The following is a 16,712-nucleotide window of genomic DNA, read 5'->3' as shown; positions in this document are numbered from 1 at the left end:
CGTGAACCTCATCATATAGGCAGGGGCAGCGTCAGGCTTCCGGTTGCTATCGTCTCTTCGGACTGGGCGGCAAGGGCATCGGATGTTTCCATCATCCAGCCCGCCAGCCCCTCCATCTCGGGAGCCTCGTCGTCTACCTGCGGATATATATTGCGCCGGAGCGCTGCGGCAAGAGCGGCGCAGTCGGATGCATCCAGTGCCGCCGCATAGGATTCGAGCCGCCCATAGAACATGCCGGCGAATTTCTTCATGCGTTTCGGCACGCCCTGATCACCTATCCCCAATTCACGGATGGAGTGATCGATATCCTGGAAAAAGGCATCGACGATCTCCTGGGCGATCTCCTGCCCGCTGACACCTGATGATTTGGTGCGGCGGAAATAGAGAATCATGATGACCGAGAGCATCTCGAAACGGCCCATGACGGTATCGGGAACACCTAGATCGAGATAAAAGGCGGGCGTGCGCGCAGCCGCCGTCAAGGTCGCATATTGCCGGTCGACTATGGCGCGGTTGTTGTTTTTCTTCTTGAACAGCCCGAATATCATCGTTTTTTTTTCCGAAGGGGACGGGTGAATGCGCTTACCGCCCATCGCACTTGTTGCATGATCGTCAAAGCTGGTTTACCGAAGCATCCACGAATTGCAATGCTGTCACGGTCACGTTCGTCTTTTGGCTGAAACAGTCGAAGAGAACCGGAGGAGTTCCAAAAGGCCGGGAAAGCATTGAATTTGGGGGGTGATCGGGATTTTCCGTCCCCGGATTGACACAATCATGTGCACAGACACTGTGCACCACGCAATGCCGGAAGGTGCCATTCATGATCGCAGTCGGGGAAAAGCAGTTGAGCAAGCAGAAATCCGCAAGTCACGGCAAAATTCTGAGCAAAACCGCCATCGCAATCGTGCTCGCATCCGGCCTGCTTTCCGCCTGCACCAGCACGACAGATGTGTTCCACAATGGTTACGTCATGGACGATCAGTCGCTGCAGCTGATCCCGGAAGGCTCGAGCCGTGAGCAGGTTCTCCTGACCATGGGCACGCCCTCCACCACCGCGACTTTCGGTAACGAGGTGTTCTATTACATCTCGCAGAAGCGCGTGCGCCGCGCGGCCTTCCTGAAGCCGTCGCTGGTCGAGCAGAACATTCTCGCGATCTATTTCAACAAGGACGGCGTCATCGAGCGCAAGGCCAATTATACGCTGCAGGACGGCAAGGTCTTCGACTCGATTTCGCGTACCACGCCGACCGGCGGCAAGGATCTCACCTTCCTGCAGCAGCTGCTCTCCGGTGGCACCTCGGGCGCCAATATCGCCAAGAGCATTCTCGGCCAGGGCGGCAACAACGCCCCCTGACCGCAGCAGGAACGGAAAGTTCGAAGGCCCGGGGATCGCTCCCCGGGCCTTTTCATTTGTCGGAACCGTAGCCTTCAGTGGGCAAGAACTGCCAGCAGCAGCAGCGCCACGATATTGGTGATCTTGATGGCCGGGTTGACGGCTGGACCCGCGGTATCCTTGTAGGGATCGCCGACCGTGTCGCCCGTTACCGATGCCTTGTGCGCCTCGGAACCTTTGACGTGGCGTACCCCGTCCTTGTCGATGAAGCCATCTTCGAAGCTCTTCTTGGCGTTGTCCCAGGCGCCACCACCCGACGTCATGGAAATTGCCACGAACAGCCCGTTGATGATGACACCCAGCAAGGATGCACCCAGCGCGGCAAAGGCGGACGCCTTTGAGCCCGAGATCAGCAGCACGCCGAAATAAACCACGAGCGGCGCGAGAACCGGCAGAAGCGACGGGATGACCATTTCCCTGATTGCCGCCTTGGTCAGCAGGTCCACGGCCCTGCCGTAGTCAGGCTTTTCCGTGCCGGCCATGATGCCGGGCTTTTCGCGGAACTGGCGGCGGACTTCCTCAACGATGGCGCTTGCCGCCTTACCCACCGCCGTCATGGCGATGCCGCCGAAGAGGTAGGGGATGAGACCGCCGAACAGCAGACCGGCAACCACGTAAGGATTGGCGAGGCTGAAGGAGATTTCTCCGATATCCTTGAAGTAAGGATAGGTATCGCCATTGGCGGCGAAATAGGACAGGTCGTTGGCATAGGCCGCAAACAGCACCAATGCGCCGAGACCGGCCGAACCGATGGCGTAACCCTTGGTCACCGCCTTGGTGGTGTTGCCAACGGCATCCAGCGCGTCGGTCGCCTTGCGCACATCAGGATCGAGACCCGCCATTTCGGCGATGCCGCCGGCATTGTCCGTGACCGGGCCGAAGGCGTCGAGCGCGACGATCATGCCCGCCAGCCCGAGCATGGCGGTAACGGCGATGCCGGTGCCGAACAGGCCGCCGAGCTGGTAGGTGCCGATGATACCGCCGACGATGACGATGGCCGGCAGCGCGGTCGATTCCAGCGAGACCGCAAGGCCCTGAATGACGTTGGTGCCGTGGCCGGTAACCGATGCTTGGGCGATGGAATTGACCGGCCGCTTGTTGGTGCCGGTATAATATTCGGTGATGACGACGATCAGCGCCGTCACGACGAGGCCAACCAATCCGCAGAAGAAGAGGTTGGTGCCGGTGATCTCCATGCCGGCCACCGTGCCGATCGTTCCCCAGCCGACCGTGGCATAGGTTGCCACGGCAAGGCCGGCGACTGAGAACACGCCAGTGGCGATGAGCCCCTTGTAGAGCGCGCCCATGATGGAATTGTTGGTGCCGAGCTTCACGAAGAAGGTACCGGCAATCGAGGTCAGGATGCAGGCGCCGCAGATCGCCAGCGGATAGACCATGGCGCTTTCCAGAATCGGCGTTCCCGCAAAGAAGATCGCGGCGAGAACCATGGTCGCGACCACGGAGACGGCATAGGTTTCGAACAGGTCAGCCGCCATGCCGGCGCAGTCACCGACGTTATCGCCGACATTGTCGGCAATGGTTGCGGGGTTGCGCGGATCATCCTCGGGAATGCCCGCCTCCACCTTGCCGACGAGATCGCCGCCGACATCCGCACCCTTGGTGAAGATACCGCCGCCGAGACGGGCGAAGATGGAGATCAGCGAAGCGCCGAAACCGAGCGACACCAACGCGTCGATAACGGCGCGTGATCCGGGCGGATGGCCAAGGACGGACGTCAGAACAAAATAATAGATTGAAACGCCAAGCAGCGCGAGGCCGGCAACCAGCATGCCGGTAATGGCGCCCGACTTGAAGGCGATATCGAGACCGGCACCAAGGCTGTGAGATGCTGCCTGCGCGGTGCGCAGATTGGCACGCACGGAAACATGCATGCCGACGAAACCGGCGACGCCGGACAATACCGCACCGATAACGAAACCGATGGCCGCGATGGCCGACAGCAGATACCAGGCGAGAACGGCGACGATCAGTCCGACGATGGCGATGGTGAGATATTGACGGGTGAGATAAGCCTGTGCGCCTTCACGGATATAACCTGCTATTTCACGCATACGCTCGTTGCCCTGATCGGCATCGAGAACACTCTTGGTGGTCCATACCGCGTAAACCACGGACAGGACACCGCATAAAATTACTATGGGTATTACGGTCATGCGCACTTACCTCCCAAAAGGCCGGGTCTCACTCCCTCCCCGGCGTGGCGAACCATGTGCAAGGACCAGGCGATGAAACGCACGCCGGGTCCTGTCTTGGCCAATTCTTCCCCTCCCAAGGAAAAACGACCTGCGCGGCAAGATTGCGTTGGCGAAAGGTGCGGCGTCAAGCCCACAAATTTGCCTGAAACATGAAAGGGGTAGAGAACGAGCGCGACCTTACGCGACGTTCCTGCGCTGCCTCAGCAGAAGCGACAGGACGAGCAGCAGGCAAAGGCCCGCAACCGGCCAGATGACAAGGTTCATCACCGACCAGCCCCATGCCGTAAACACCTTGCCGGACGAGAAGGACGACAACGCCACCGTGCCGAACAGCACGATATCGTGGAAACCCTGCACCTTGTCCGCCTCATGCGGGCGGTAGCTTGACGTGATGATGGCGGTCGCGCCGATGAAACCGAAATTCCAGCCGAGACCGAGAAGGATGAGCGCTGCCCAGAAATTCCACAATTCTATGCCCATATGGGCGACGATGGCGCAGGCCATCAGCACGATGAGGCCAGCTGCCACAATTTTTTCCGCGCCGAATCGGGAAATCAACATGCCGGTGAAGAAGCTCGGGGCGAACATGGCCAGAACGTGCCACTGGATGCCGAGCGTCGCGAGTTCGGTCGGGAAACCGCAGCCGACCACCATAGCAAGCGGTGCACCGGTCATCATGAAGGTCATCAAGGCGTAAGAGCCGATACCGCAGATCATGCCGGTAACGAAACGCTGGGTGCGGACGATTTCCGAAAGCGGCCTCACCTCCTCAGCATGGGTGGACGCGGTCTTCGGGTCGGGCAATTTCAGAAATGACAAAATGGCGATCGAGACGAGACCGAGCGGCACCAGTGCGATGAACGCACCGGCAAAAGTAACCGGTGCAAGCAGATCCTTGCCGAAGATGGCAAGCTGCGGCCCGACAATGGCGGAGATGATGCCACCTGCCAGAATCCACGAGATCGCCTTCGCCTTGTAAAAGGACGGCGATGCATCGGCCGCCGCAAAGCGGATTTTCTGCGTGAAGCCGCCGGAAATGCCGATCAACAGTAGACCGACGGCAAACAGCCAGAAATCGGAGCGGAAGAGCGCGACAGCGGCGATGCCGCCGCCGATGGAGCACATCAGCGCGCCGACCATAAAGCCGGCCTTGCGGCCAAGGAAACGGGATGCGGCCGCAACGCAGATCGCACCAAGCGCCACGCCGATATTGAAGCCGGTAAGCGGCGCAGTTGCCAGTGACTTGTCGGCGCCGAGCAGTTGATAACCCGCGAGCGCGCCGACCGAAAAGCTCAAGGGCGCGGCCGATCCCATGATCGCCTGCGCCATGGTGAGGAGAAAGACGTTGCGCTTCGCCTCGTCCAGTTGAACCTCTAGTCCTGGGACGGAAACCACGCTCATCTCTTCCTCACCTGTTTTACTTCAGCGTTTTGCCTCGCCGCGCACCTGCTTGGCAATGCGGTCAAGCACCGCATTCACCAGCTTGGGCTCGTCATGTTCGAAGAAAGCGCGAGCGATTTCGACATATTCGGTGACGATGACGGCAACCGGCACGTCCTTGCGCTCGAGAATCTCGAAGGTGCCGGCACGCAGGATGGCGCGCACGGTGGCATCGAGACGCGAGAGCGGCCAGTCTTCCAGGAGGGCGGAGCGTACCAGCGGGTCGATCTTCGTCTGATCGCGCACGACGCCAGAGACGATCGAACGGAACCACGAAGGATCAGCCTTCAGATAGGTATCGCCATCGACTTCCTGGCCAAGACGGTGCGCCTCATATTCGGCGACGACTTCCATCACGCCGGTTCCACCGACATCCATCTGGTACAGCGCCTGCACGGCCGCTAGACGGGCCGCACCGCGCTGGTTGGCGGGCTTTACCGAAGGCTGGCGCGGTTCGCCGCCGTTTTCAACATCCGACATGCGTTCAGCCACCCAGTTTCTTTTTCAGCTCGATCATGGTGAGCGCCGCGCGGGCGGCAAAACCGCCCTTGTCCTTGTCGGAGCGGCGCACGCGCGCCCAGGCCTGCTCGTCATTTTCGACGGTGAGGATGCCGTTGCCGATCGGCAGCGATTCGCTGACGGCGAGATCCATCAGGGCGCGGGAGGATTCGTTGGAGACGATATCGAAGTGATAGGTTTCGCCGCGAATGACCATGCCGAGCGCAACGAAACCGTCATATTCGGTGCCGTCATTGTCTGCACCATCGAGCGCCATGGCGATAGCGGCGGGGATTTCCAGCGCGCCGGGAACGGTGATGACGTCATAGGTGGCGCCGGCTTCCTCAAGCGCGAACTTCGCGCCTTCGAGAAGGGCATCCGCCATATCGTCGTAAAAACGTGCTTCCACGATAAGAAGATGGGGTTTGGACATGTGAGGGTTCCTGGGGGATTTTCCCGAAAAGCTTTACGCCGGATCATACCGGCATTTGCGGCGGTCAAACCACGGCTGGCCGTTCTTGGCAAGTATTTTCGTGCATTGCCCGCGCAGCATGACCCGTTTGCACCAGCTGCTGCAAGGCTTAATGTCTGTGCGGCAAGGCTGAAAAATCAGCTTTTCTGGAAAGCCAGATGGACACCAAGCCCCATCAGTACCGTTCCGGCGACACGTCGGGCGAGAGCCTGCACGGCGCTGGACCGTTTCAGACGCCGGACCATGGCGCCCGCCAGAAGCACGCCGACGAGATCGGCGGAGGAGAAGATGAAATTGACGGCAATGCCGAGGATCAGGAACTGTAGCCAGACGGGAAAGGCCGCCGCCGGGTCGACGAATTGCGGCAGGAAGGCCAGAAAGAACAGCGCGGTCTTCGGGTTGAGCACATCAACGATGATGCTGTCGATGAAGGCGCGGCGGGCCGATTTCGGCTCGATGGTCAGATTGACCGCCTCGCCTTCCAGTTTGCTGCGCAGCATCGAAAACCCAAGCCAGATGAGATAAAGCGCGCCGCAGAGCTTCACTGCAAGGTAAAGCCAGGGCACCGCCTGAAACAATACCGAGAGGCCCGCAGCCGCCGCGAAAATGTGAAAATAGCAGCCGACATGGATGCCGAGCACCGCCATCAGCCCGGCAAACCGGCCACGCGCCATAGTCTGCGCCGCCGCATAAAGCATGGCTGGGCCGGGAATGTAGGCAAACAGGGCGGTGGTGATGAAAAAGGCTGTCAGCAGTTCAAAAGACGGCATGATGTATTTCCCCTACCCCGTTCGCTGGCAGTCGATTTCAAACGATAGAACGACGTCTTTACAATCTTTCCGGTTCGACAGGAAGCGGAGCAATTGCACGTGTGCCAGCGTCGATGCCGATCATTCTCCTCCGTCATACCGGCCTCGAGCCGGTATCCAGTCGATGAGCGTCTGCGCGGCGAAAAGACTCTTTTCAGCCCAAGGACTTGGGCTGGCTGGATTCCGGCTCAGGGCCGGAATGAAGGGTGGATGAGGCGTCAGCGAGCATTATAACCCGCCGTGTCCCTGTCGGTTTACGCAGACGGAAATTCCGCAAGCCTTGCGGCATAACGGGCCATCGTATCGACCTCGAAATTAACGAAATCACCCGGCTGACGTTCGCCCCAGGTGGTGACGGCAAGCGTGTGACGGATCAGCAGCACGTCGAAATCGGTGCCTTCAACAGCATTGACGGTGAGCGACGTACCGTCGAGCGCCACGGAGCCCTTGGGAGCAACGAATTTCGCCAGATGCTCCGGCGCGCGCAGGCGGATGCGCACCGCTTCGCCTTCCGGCTCAACCGACAGGATTTCCGCCCTGCCATCAACATGGCCAGAGACGATGTGGCCGCCGAGTTCGTCGCCGATCTTGAGCGCCCGCTCCAGATTGACATGCGTGCCTTGTCTCCAGCCTGCAATCGTGGTGAGGCGCAGCGCCTCTTCCCATGCCTCGACCTCGTACCAGCGTTCATTGCTGCCATCATCAGGCAGCTTCGTCACCGTCAGGCACACGCCGCCATGGGAAATGGATGCGCCCATATCGATGGTCTTCGGATCGTAATTGGTCGCCACGCGCAGGCGAACACCCTCCGGCAGCGCTTCCAGCTCGGATACGGTTCCGACATCGGTGACAATTCCGGTAAACATCAAATCGGCCTTTCATAATCGAAGCAGCGATCCGGCCCATAGGCTGTTTCGCTGACAAGAGCATAGTCGCCCGTGATATCGGCACGGCGAAGCGGCGTTTCAATGCCGCCTTCGCCGATCACGACAGGGCTTTCGAACAGCATGATACGGTCCACCAGCCCGGCTTCAAGGAATGATTTTGCGGCAAAAGCGCCGCCTTCGACCAGAAGTTCCGAAATGCCGCTTTCGGCGAGAATGTGGAGGAGGTTTTCGAGGGTTGATGCTTCGAGGATCTGGACGCCTGCGTCGGTCAGGAGTTGACGTCGGAGGTTGGGGTTACCCCCCTCTGCCCTGCCGGGCATCTCCCCCTCAAGGGGGGGGATCGATGGGGCACTGTCTTGCCCAACATCAACGGCTGGAGAATGAGAAACGGGTTCAAAATTTGAGCGAGCGGACAGCGCCTCGCCGATCTCCCCCCTTGAGGGGGAGATGCCCGGCAGGGCAGAGGGGGGTAACGCCGCAACGATCACCGGCACCTCGCGCGCGCTCCGCACAAGCTTCGACATCAGCGGCAACTCAAACTGCCGATCCAGCACGATCCGCACCGGCGAGCGGCGCTCCATGCCGGCAATGCGCACCGTCAGTTCCGGATCATCCGCAATCGCGGTACGAATACCGACAAGAATGCCATCGCAGCGCGCCCGCAGTTCATGCACCACACGGCGCGACTCCGCCCCGGTAATCGCCACCTGCCCCTCGCCTTCCCGGCCAATCATGCCATCAGCGGAAACAGCAAGCTTCAGAATCACATGCGGGCGTTTTTTCATCTGACGTGTGAGGTAACCTGCAAGCGCCCGCTTACCCTCATCACGCAGCAGGCCTGTTTCCACAACAATACCGGCATCGCGTAAAATCGTATAACCACGGCCGGAAACACGCTCATCCGGATCGTCCACCGCCACCACGACCCGCGCCACGCCGTATTCGACCAGCGCGTTGGCGCAGGGCGGGGTTTTGCCCCAGTGGGAACAGGGTTCGAGCGTTACATAGGCAGTCGCGCCACGCGCCGCCTCGCCGGCGATTTCCAGCGCCTGGCGTTCGGCGTGCGGCCGGCCGCCGATGGCGGTCACCGCTTCGGCAATGATTTGTCCGTCTTTTACGAGAACACAGCCAACCGAGGGATTGGTCAGCGTCTGGCCCTGGTGGCGAAGCGAAACCTCGATTGCACGGGCCATGAATTTTTCGTCATCGGCGCGGCTCGTCACGGCTATGCTCCGGCGTCTGTATCTCGGGCGATCTTGGCGTTGATTTCGGCAATCACGTTTTCGAAATCCTCGGCATGGCTGAAATCGCGATAGACCGAAGCGTAGCGCACAAAGGCCACGTCATCGAGACTCTTCAGCGCCTCCAGAACCTGAAGGCCGATTTCTTCCGAGGGAATTTCCGTCTCGCCGGAACTTTCCAGACGGCGGGCAATGCCGGAAACGGCCCGCTCGATCCGGTCGCGATCAACCGGGCGCTTGCGCAGCGCGATTTCGAAGGAGCGAACCAGCTTTTCCCGGTCAAACGGCAGCTTGCGGCCGCTTTTCTTGATGACCATCAGCTCGCGCAGTTGCACGCGCTCATAGGTCGTGAAGCGGCCGCCGCAATCCGGGCAGATGCGCCGCCGACGGATGGAGGTGTTGTCCTCCGCCGGACGCGAGTCCTTGACCTGTGTGTCTTCGGAACCGCAAAATGGGCAGCGCATCTTTTTCTTTCCTTACATGTACGGATACATCGGGAAACGGTCGGTCAAACCGACGACCTTTTCGCGCACGGCAGCCTCGACGGAGGCATTACCTTCATCCGAATTGGCAACCTTCAGGCCGTCGAGAACCTCGACGATCAGCTTGCCGATTTCGCGGAATTCCGCTTCCTTGAAACCGCGCGTCGTGCCGGCCGGCGTGCCGAGACGGACACCCGACGTGACGAAGGGTTTTTCCGGGTCGAAAGGAATGCCGTTCTTGTTGCAGGTGATGTAAGCGCGGCCAAGGGCTGCTTCCGCGCGCTTGCCGGTGGCGTTCTTCTTGCGAAGATCGACCAGCATCAGGTGGTTGTCGGTGCCGCCGGAGACGACATCGAGACCGCCTTCGATCAGGGTTTCGGCCAGCGCCTTGGCGTTCTTCACGACCTGCGCGGCATAGTCCTTGAATTCCGGCTGCAGCGCTTCGCCGAAGGCAACGGCCTTGGCGGCGATGACATGCATCAGCGGGCCACCCTGCAGGCCGGGGAATACGGCCGAGTTGAACTTCTTGGCCAGATCCTCGTCATTGGTGAGGATCATGCCGCCACGCGGGCCGCGCAGAGACTTGTGCGTCGTGGTGGTGGCAACATGGCAATGCGGGAACGGCGACGGGTGCTGGCCACCGGCAACGAGACCGGCGATGTGGGCCATGTCGACCATCAGATAGGCGCCGACTTCATCGGCGATCTCGCGGAAGCGCTTCCAGTCCCAGACGCGCGAATAGGCGGTGCCGCCGGCAAGGATCAGCTTCGGCCGGGTTTCCTTGGCCTTGCGCTCCACTTCGTCCATGTCGAGCAGGTTGTCGCCTTCACGCACGCCGTAGGACACGACGTTGAACCATTTACCGGACATGTTGACCGGCGAACCATGCGTCAGGTGGCCCCCCGAGTTCAGATCGAGACCCATGAAGGTATCGCCCGGCTGCAAAAGCGCGAGGAACACGGCCTGATTCATCTGCGAACCGGAGTTCGGCTGAACGTTGGCGAAGTTGACGCCGAACAGCTTCTTGGCGCGCTCGATGGCAAGCTCTTCAGCGATATCGACGAACTGGCAGCCGCCGTAATAACGCTTGCCCGGATAACCTTCCGCATATTTGTTGGTCATGATCGAACCCTGCGCTTCAAGCACAGCGCGGGAAACGATGTTTTCCGAGGCGATCAGTTCGATCTCGTGGCGCTGGCGACCCAGTTCCTTCTCGATCGCGCCGAAAATATCCGGATCGACTTCGGCAAGCGGACGGGAGAAGAAAGCATCTGTGTTCGACATGGTGAAGGCTCCTGAAACAGTAATGCGATGGCGTCTTAGCGCCCTGCCCGAACAAGAGCAATACGGCCAGCGAGATTTGCCCGTCAAACTGCGACGTTGCGGCGAAAAGTGACAGATGTTTTTATGAAAAACAGGATACGACGGAAAATAAAGGCGGCGCTTCGATGATGCGCGGCCAAGCCACACACTCGCGTCATCCTCGGGCTTGTCCCAAGGATCTGCAACGCTTCTATTTTACGATAGGTGATTAGATCCTCGGGACAAGCCCGAGGATGACGGCGGAGGGACTGGCCGGCTTTCCAGCGATCACCTGTCCCCTCGCCCACAATTCCACGCTGACGGCAAAAAGCCCGATCAGTTGCGCGGCAAGAGATCGTCGTCCACCGCACCTGCCGGCTGCTCCATGCCCGCGGTGGTGTTGAGCGCCAGTTCGGCGTTGCCGTCCTTGCCGTAGATATCGTCGCGGAACTGAACTACGCCGTCCTTCGCCGACCATGCGGTGATGTAGACGAAATAGACAGGCACTTCCTGCGCGAGCTTGATCGGCGTGTTGACGCGCGATGCGATGACGCGTTCCATTTCCTGGCGCGACCAGCCGGGCGTGTCACGCAGCAGCCAGGACGTCAGGTCGCGCACGTTCTGCACACGCACGCAGCCGGAGGACTCGAAGCGCATCAGCTTGTTGAACAGGCCCTGCTGCGGCGTGTCGTGCATATATTCGTTGTTCGGATTGTGGAAGTTGATCTTCGTCGAGGACATGGCGTTGATCTTGCCGGGGTCCTGACGGAACATCAGGTTCGGAGCCTTGGGCGCAAACCAGTCGACCGTGGTCGGCGAGACTTCCTGTCCCTTGCCGTCGATGAGGCGGATGTTATTCCGCTCCAGATAGGTCGGGTCCTTCTGCATCAGCGGCACGATGTCCTTTTCGACGATCGAACGCGGCGCGGTCCAGTAAGGATTGAGGATGACCTCGTAAACCTTGGAGTTGATGACGTGGGTCGGGCGGCTGGCGCGGCCGACAACGGCGGTATTGCGCAGCACGACGCGTTCATTTTCAACGGCTTCGATGGCAGCCGCCGGGATATTCACCATCATGTGACGCTGGCCGAGATCGCCGGACATGGACTGGATGCGCACGAGGTTGGTCTGCAACTGCGCCAGGCGAATCTGCGCGGAAACATTGAGCGCCTTGGTGGTGTATTCGCCGCTGACGCCGTCAGCCGGAAGGCCGTGACGCGCCTGGAAACGCTTCAGAGCGCCATCGACATAGGAATCGAAGGCGCTGGAAATGCCGGCTTCACGCGGCAGGTCGCCCGATACCATCAGTCGCTGACGCAGCGCCTGCACGGAAGGGTCGGAAACGCCGATCTGGAGACGCTGCTGGGAAGTGGGTACATCCGGCCAGCCGCCATTCTGCACGATCTGCTGATATTGCATGATCGCCTGCTGCATGTAGACAGGCGCTTCCCGTCCGAGTACCGGGTTGTTGGAAACGACACCCACCGCCGAACGCGAGGTATTGGCGTCGAACTGGTCATCCCAGTTGCCGCGGCGCGAAGAGCCCATGAGATCGTTGAGCGCGTTCTGCGCCAAGGCCGGCGCGGCAAGCGCGGCAACACCAACGGAAACGGCCGAACGCAGAAGCGCACGGCGCGATACGGAATCGGAAACGGATTTCTTTGTCATTCTACCTACCAGCCACTCTCTTCGGCATTCTGAACAATGCCTAAATCAATATGATTAACAAACACGTACAACGTGTCTGCCGGCCGGTAATACCCGATACGCATCATCAGGGCGTTGATGTCTGGCAGTACAGTCGACAACTTGCCGCAACAACAGGAGAAACAGCCGGCTCCTTAGACTTGCGCGTCCCATATCAATATGGCCGATTCGTGTCACTGCCCTCTTCTCACGAAGCTGTGTTCCCCTGAAAAACAGGGCTAATGCGTTATGGACAGTCGGGCTTGACAGGCAAAAAAGCGTGGCGGCAGGGCGAGGAATCCAAAAGCCGGGAGCAAAGGATGCCCCCGGCTTAAACAGTGAAACCGTCGCGGAATTACAGGCGGTAAGCGATCGAGTCGTTCCAGAAACGGTCGAGGCGCTGCAGCAGCTTGTTCATTTCGGAAAACTCGCCGGTGCCGATGCCGCCGACCTTTTCGATCGAGCCGACGTGGCGTTCATAGAGGCGGGCAACCGTTTCGGCGATGGCCTGGCCTTCTTCGGTCAGGCTGATGCGGACCGAGCGGCGGTCGACACGCGAACGCTGGTGGTTGATGAGACCGAGGTCGACCAGCTTCTTGACGTTATAGGAGACGTTCGAGCCGAGGTAATAACCGCGGGAACGAAGTTCGCCGGCCGTCAGTTCGGAGTTACCGATGTTGAACAGCAGGAGTGCCTGAACGGCGTTGACGTCATCGCGACCCTGACGGTCGAACTCGTCCTTGATGACGTCGAGGAGGCGGCGGTGGAGGCGTTCCACCAGGTGCAGCGACTCCATGTAGAGCGAACGGATGGTATCTTCGTGTGCGTCGGCAACAACGGCCTGCGGCTTAACTTTGCTATTGATCATGACTGCCTCACTGTTTTGTTTGGCGGTGTGTTTGTTTGTCTCCCGCCTTGAGTGAGAACCTAATCAATGCGCATAAAATTCTACTTAAAAGCTACGATTAACAAATGGTTGCCTACATTTTCCCGAAGGCGCCGAACTTGTGGCGAAGCGGGAATGCTCAGAGCCAGTACATTATAAATCAATGACTTAAGCGGAAAAACCGGCCTGAAAACAGGCCGAATTGCTTTATTCTTATGGTAAATCAATTCTTGCGCGCTCTTCATTTTGGCGGTGATCCAGCCAGAAAGCGACCAGGAATAGTATATAAATGGTTGCCACGAGACCGTGCATGACGGGCACCAACGTGTTGGCACCGAAGATATGCGGCCATACCTTATACATGGCGATCTGCGTGCCGGCGCCCATCACCCACATGACCGCCCCCCAGGAGGCACCGAGCCACAGGCCGAGGGCCGCCACCGGGAAAATAACCGCCAGCGCGCTGCCCGCTACTCGCCAGGGCAGGTTCAGCATATCGAAGCGTCCATGACCGCCAAGCGAATAACCGGTCAGCATCGCCCAATATTGCAGGCCGAACCAGAAACAGGAAACCGCAACCAGTCTCATGAAGACCAGAAACAGGATTTCCGTCAGCGGGCGTTTCGGCAGAGGTTGAGAATCAGGTTCCATGGCCGGAAGATAAGGTCTCGACGGGCGGGCGACCAGTCCATATTGAATCCCGCCGCCTGCCTTGTCAAAACACCATCGTCCGTCAGGCAGCCGATGAGGGAAGATTGTCGCATTCGCATGGGCCAATGTTCATGGTATGCAGCTTTCCAAATTTTATCGAAGGACATTCTGACATGCAGGACAAAACGCATCTGGTCGACGAGATCACCGGCCATCGCCGCATGCGGCGCAATCGCAAGGCGGATTGGACGCGCCGTCTGGTTCAGGAAAATCGCCTGACCGTTGATGACCTCATCTGGCCGGTTTTCATCGTGCCTGGCAGCAATATTGTCGAGCCCATTCCGGCTATGCCCGGTGTCAACCGCATGAGCGTCGACCGGCTGGTGGAAGCGGCGAAGGAAGCCGCCGATCTCGGCATTCCCGCAATCGCCACCTTTCCCAATATCGAGATGGAGCTGCGCGACGAGACCGGCTCGAATGCGCTCGAAGCCAACAATCTCATCAATCAGGCGACGATCGCCGTTAAAAAAGCCGTTCCAAATATCGGCATGATCACCGATGTCGCGCTCGATCCCTTCACCAGCCATGGGCATGACGGCATTCTGCGGGGCGACGAGATCGTCAATGACGAAACCGTCGAGCAGGTCGTCACGGCCGCCATCCTGCAGGCGGAAGCCGGTTCGGACATTATCTCCCCCTCGGAGATGATGGATGGCCGTATCGGCGCCATCCGTCGCGGTCTCGATGCCGCCGGGCACCAGAATGTCGGCATCATGGCCTATGCGACGAAATTCTCCTCCGGCTATTATGGTCCCTATCGCGAGGCGATCTCCACCGCCGGCCTGCTGAAGGGCGACAAAAACAGCTATTACATCAGCCCCGCCAACGGCATGGAAGCGATCCGCGATGCGGCGCTTGACGTCGAGGAAGGCGCCGACATGCTGATGGTCAAGCCCGGCCTGCCCTATCTCGACATCTGCTGGCGGCTGAAGGAGAATTTCGGCCTGCCCACCTTCGCCTATCAGGTGTCCGGCGAATATACCCAGATCAAGGCCGCGGCCATGAATGGCTGGATCGACGGCGAGCGCGTGATGATGGAAACGCTTCTCTGTTTCAAGCGTGCGGGTTGCGACGGTATTCTCACCTATTTCGCCATCGAGGCAGCACGCAAACTGGCAAAGCACTGAGGCCGGCGCTTATTGTATTCGGTCGTTTTCTTCCCATATTGTCTGCTGACACGGCGAATATGCCGCGCTGTCAGACCCTCTCAGGAGAAAACGACCGATGAGCCTCGAACAGAACCCCACCTATGCCGCACCGGATGACTGGCGCGCCTATAGCGGCGTCCTGAGCCGGCGCATCTTTGCGTTCCTGATCGATTACGCGATCGTTCTCCTGCTGTGCATCCCGGCCGCCGTGATTGTCTTCTTTCTCGGCGTGATTACCCTCGGCCTTGGCTGGTTCCTCTTCCCGGCGCTGTTCGTCATCGTCGCGGTGCTTTATTTCGGCGTTTCGCTGGGCGGTCCCTCACAGGCCACACCCGGCATGCGGGCGATGGGGATTGCCATGGCGCGCATGGACGGACGGCGAATCGATTTCCTGTTGGCGACCGTGCACATCGTGCTTTTCTGGGTCATCAACTCGGTTTTGACGCCTTTGATTCTTCTCGCAGGCCTGTTTACCGAGCGCTCGCGCCTCGTTCACGACTTCCTGCTCGGCACCGTCATCGTCAGAACGCGCTGATATCGGGGAAAGCCACGCAAACGTGGCTTTCTACCCGTCCAATAGCTCATCCCGCAGTTGACGTTTTCCGTCATTTTGCCATTCTGTGACATTATACATGTCGCTTGAAGCGCCGCCGCCGGCCCCGTGAAATCGCGGCGCGCTTTCATAACTGACGCAGGAGGCGATCACGGTTCGATGAACACGCAGGCGACGCCCTCTCCTCAATTCTATCTTACGGCGCCAGCCACCTGCCCCTATCTGCCGAACCAGATGGAGCGGAAGGTCTTTACCCATCTCGTTGGCCCGCGCGCCCCGGAAATGAACGACCTTCTGACCCAGGGCGGTTTCAGGCGCTCACAGAACATCGCCTATCGCCCGGCCTGCGAAACCTGCCGCGCCTGCGTTTCCGTTCGCATCCTGACCGAACAGTTCCAGCCGACGAAATCGATGCGGCGCGTTCTTGCCGCCAACAGCGATGTCGTCGCCACGGTTCATGCTGCCGAACCCTCCACCGAACAATTCGCCCTCTTCCGCCGCTACCTCGACCACCGCCACCAGTCCGGCGGCATGTCCGACATGTCGGCGCTGGACTATGCGATCATGGTGGAAGACACGCATGTGAACACCCGCATCATCGAATATCGCGTGCGCGAACCCGGCTCCGGCATCGATTCCAGCAAGCGTGGCGAGCTTCTGGCCGTGGCGCTGAGCGACGTGATGAGCGACGGCCTGTCGATGGTCTATTCCTTCTTCAATCCTGAGCTCGAAAAACGGTCGCTCGGCACCTTCATGATCATCGATCACATCACCCGCACCCGCGCCCTCGGCCTGCCGCACGTCTATCTCGGCTACTGGGTCGATGGTTCGGAAAAGATGGGTTACAAGACCCGCTACCATCCGCAGGAGCATCTGACGCCGCGCGGGTGGGAGATTTACTCTCCCAAAGAAGAATAAGCGTCGCGTAGCCCTGAAACAAAATACTCAGTTGGAATAGCGAGACAGGCGCTATGAAAGACGTCCCGAA

The 16,712-nt window shown here is 59.6% G+C and carries 17 protein-coding genes; 4 read left to right on the top strand and 13 right to left on the bottom strand.

All coding sequences use genetic code 11. From position 1 onward, the window contains the following. Positions 1-11: 11 nt before the first annotated feature. Positions 12-548, bottom strand: a complete 537-nt coding sequence (locus ATU_RS05805) for a ubiquinol-cytochrome C chaperone family protein (RefSeq protein WP_006312818.1) — start codon at positions 546-548, stop codon at positions 12-14. Positions 549-820: 272 nt separating this feature from the next. On the opposite strand from ATU_RS05805, the gene ATU_RS05800 reads away from it, so the two are divergent. Next, a complete protein-coding gene (locus ATU_RS05800; RefSeq protein ID WP_006312820.1) occupies positions 821-1,354 on the top strand; it encodes an outer membrane protein assembly factor BamE in 534 nt (177 codons plus the stop codon). A 74-nt stretch (positions 1,355-1,428) separates the two neighbouring features. Here ATU_RS05800 and ATU_RS05795 read toward each other — a convergent pair whose 3' ends face one another. The 12 genes from ATU_RS05795 to ATU_RS05740 all read right to left on the bottom strand — a co-directional run bounded on the left by ATU_RS05795 (position 1,429) and on the right by ATU_RS05740 (position 13,963). Further along, positions 1,429-3,567 carry a sodium-translocating pyrophosphatase gene (locus ATU_RS05795; RefSeq protein ID WP_010971446.1) on the bottom strand — a complete coding sequence of 713 codons (2,139 nt, stop codon included), beginning with the start codon at positions 3,565-3,567 and terminating at the stop codon, positions 1,429-1,431. Between the two features lie 219 nt (positions 3,568-3,786). Further along, positions 3,787-5,010, bottom strand: coding sequence for an MFS transporter (locus tag ATU_RS05790; protein ID WP_010971445.1), 1,224 nt, complete (start codon positions 5,008-5,010; stop codon positions 3,787-3,789). A 21-nt stretch (positions 5,011-5,031) separates the two neighbouring features. Next, positions 5,032-5,529, bottom strand: coding sequence for a transcription antitermination factor NusB (gene nusB / locus ATU_RS05785; RefSeq protein ID WP_010971444.1), 498 nt, complete (start codon positions 5,527-5,529; stop codon positions 5,032-5,034). A 4-nt stretch (positions 5,530-5,533) separates the two neighbouring features. Next, a complete protein-coding gene (locus ATU_RS05780; RefSeq protein ID WP_006312824.1) occupies positions 5,534-5,980 on the bottom strand; it encodes a 6,7-dimethyl-8-ribityllumazine synthase in 447 nt (148 codons plus the stop codon). 176 nt (positions 5,981-6,156) lie between these two features. Further along, positions 6,157-6,789: a LysE family translocator gene (locus ATU_RS05775; RefSeq protein WP_010971443.1), complete on the bottom strand. Its 633-nt coding sequence runs from the start codon at positions 6,787-6,789 to the stop codon at positions 6,157-6,159. 293 nt (positions 6,790-7,082) lie between these two features. Next, on the bottom strand, positions 7,083-7,694 hold the full coding sequence (locus tag ATU_RS05770; protein ID WP_006312826.1) for a riboflavin synthase: 612 nt from the start codon (positions 7,692-7,694) through the stop codon (positions 7,083-7,085). Beyond that, entirely contained in the window at positions 7,694-8,938 is a 1,245-nt protein-coding gene (ribD, locus tag ATU_RS05765; protein WP_010972651.1) for a bifunctional diaminohydroxyphosphoribosylaminopyrimidine deaminase/5-amino-6-(5-phosphoribosylamino)uracil reductase RibD, read from the bottom strand. The genes ATU_RS05770 and ribD overlap by 1 nt, the downstream gene beginning before the upstream one ends. A gap of 2 nt (positions 8,939-8,940) precedes the next feature. Next, on the bottom strand, positions 8,941-9,420 hold the full coding sequence (nrdR, locus tag ATU_RS05760; RefSeq protein ID WP_003512508.1) for a transcriptional regulator NrdR: 480 nt from the start codon (positions 9,418-9,420) through the stop codon (positions 8,941-8,943). Positions 9,421-9,432: 12 nt separating this feature from the next. Beyond that, positions 9,433-10,722, bottom strand: a complete 1,290-nt coding sequence (gene glyA, locus ATU_RS05755; RefSeq protein WP_006312829.1) for a serine hydroxymethyltransferase — start codon at positions 10,720-10,722, stop codon at positions 9,433-9,435. Positions 10,723-11,076: 354 nt separating this feature from the next. Then, positions 11,077-12,408, bottom strand: a complete 1,332-nt coding sequence (locus tag ATU_RS05750; RefSeq protein WP_006312830.1) for a L,D-transpeptidase family protein — start codon at positions 12,406-12,408, stop codon at positions 11,077-11,079. 373 nt (positions 12,409-12,781) lie between these two features. After that, complete coding sequence (gene ldtR, locus ATU_RS05745) at positions 12,782-13,291, bottom strand: transcriptional regulator LdtR (RefSeq protein WP_169539083.1); 510 nt, start codon at positions 13,289-13,291, stop codon at positions 12,782-12,784. A 234-nt stretch (positions 13,292-13,525) separates the two neighbouring features. Further along, positions 13,526-13,963, bottom strand: coding sequence for a DUF6163 family protein (locus ATU_RS05740; RefSeq protein WP_006312832.1), 438 nt, complete (start codon positions 13,961-13,963; stop codon positions 13,526-13,528). Between the two features lie 173 nt (positions 13,964-14,136). Between ATU_RS05740 and hemB the strand changes: the two genes are divergently transcribed. The 3 genes from hemB to ATU_RS05725 all read left to right on the top strand — a co-directional run bounded on the left by hemB (position 14,137) and on the right by ATU_RS05725 (position 16,642). Further along, positions 14,137-15,150, top strand: coding sequence for a porphobilinogen synthase (gene hemB / locus ATU_RS05735; protein WP_010971441.1), 1,014 nt, complete (start codon positions 14,137-14,139; stop codon positions 15,148-15,150). 97 nt (positions 15,151-15,247) lie between these two features. Continuing rightward, a complete protein-coding gene (locus tag ATU_RS05730) occupies positions 15,248-15,706 on the top strand; it encodes an RDD family protein (RefSeq protein WP_010971440.1) in 459 nt (152 codons plus the stop codon). Positions 15,707-15,883: 177 nt separating this feature from the next. Then, entirely contained in the window at positions 15,884-16,642 is a 759-nt protein-coding gene (locus ATU_RS05725; protein WP_010971439.1) for an arginyltransferase, read from the top strand. The last annotated feature ends 70 nt before the right edge of the window (positions 16,643-16,712 follow it).

Origin of the sequence: Agrobacterium fabrum str. C58 (assembly GCF_000092025.1) — a bacterium.
In the GTDB taxonomy this organism is placed as follows: Bacteria; Pseudomonadota; Alphaproteobacteria; order Rhizobiales; family Rhizobiaceae; genus Agrobacterium; species Agrobacterium fabrum.
This window is presented reverse-complemented; position numbering and strand designations above follow the sequence as displayed.

Bases quoted from the DNA above. Each gene is read 5' to 3' on its own strand.
- ATU_RS05780 (WP_006312824.1), bottom strand. From the start codon at position 5,980: ATGTCCAAACCCCATCTTCTTATCGTGGAAGCACGTTTTTACGACGAT.
- ATU_RS05730 (WP_010971440.1), top strand. From the start codon at position 15,248: ATGAGCCTCGAACAGAACCCCACCTATGCCGCACCGGATGACTGGCGC.
- ATU_RS05790 (WP_010971445.1), bottom strand. From the start codon at position 5,010: ATGAGCGTGGTTTCCGTCCCAGGACTAGAGGTTCAACTGGACGAGGCG.
- ATU_RS05770 (WP_006312826.1), bottom strand. From the start codon at position 7,694: ATGTTTACCGGAATTGTCACCGATGTCGGAACCGTATCCGAGCTGGAA.
- ATU_RS05750 (WP_006312830.1), bottom strand. From the start codon at position 12,408: ATGACAAAGAAATCCGTTTCCGATTCCGTATCGCGCCGTGCGCTTCTG.
- nusB (WP_010971444.1), bottom strand. From the start codon at position 5,529: ATGTCGGATGTTGAAAACGGCGGCGAACCGCGCCAGCCTTCGGTAAAG.
- ATU_RS05800 (WP_006312820.1), top strand. From the start codon at position 821: ATGATCGCAGTCGGGGAAAAGCAGTTGAGCAAGCAGAAATCCGCAAGT.
- nrdR (WP_003512508.1), bottom strand. From the start codon at position 9,420: ATGCGCTGCCCATTTTGCGGTTCCGAAGACACACAGGTCAAGGACTCG.
- glyA (WP_006312829.1), bottom strand. From the start codon at position 10,722: ATGTCGAACACAGATGCTTTCTTCTCCCGTCCGCTTGCCGAAGTCGAT.
- hemB (WP_010971441.1), top strand. From the start codon at position 14,137: ATGCAGGACAAAACGCATCTGGTCGACGAGATCACCGGCCATCGCCGC.
- ATU_RS05805 (WP_006312818.1), bottom strand. From the start codon at position 548: ATGATATTCGGGCTGTTCAAGAAGAAAAACAACAACCGCGCCATAGTC.
- ATU_RS05740 (WP_006312832.1), bottom strand. From the start codon at position 13,963: ATGGAACCTGATTCTCAACCTCTGCCGAAACGCCCGCTGACGGAAATC.
- ATU_RS05795 (WP_010971446.1), bottom strand. From the start codon at position 3,567: ATGACCGTAATACCCATAGTAATTTTATGCGGTGTCCTGTCCGTGGTT.
- ATU_RS05725 (WP_010971439.1), top strand. From the start codon at position 15,884: ATGAACACGCAGGCGACGCCCTCTCCTCAATTCTATCTTACGGCGCCA.
- ATU_RS05775 (WP_010971443.1), bottom strand. From the start codon at position 6,789: ATGCCGTCTTTTGAACTGCTGACAGCCTTTTTCATCACCACCGCCCTG.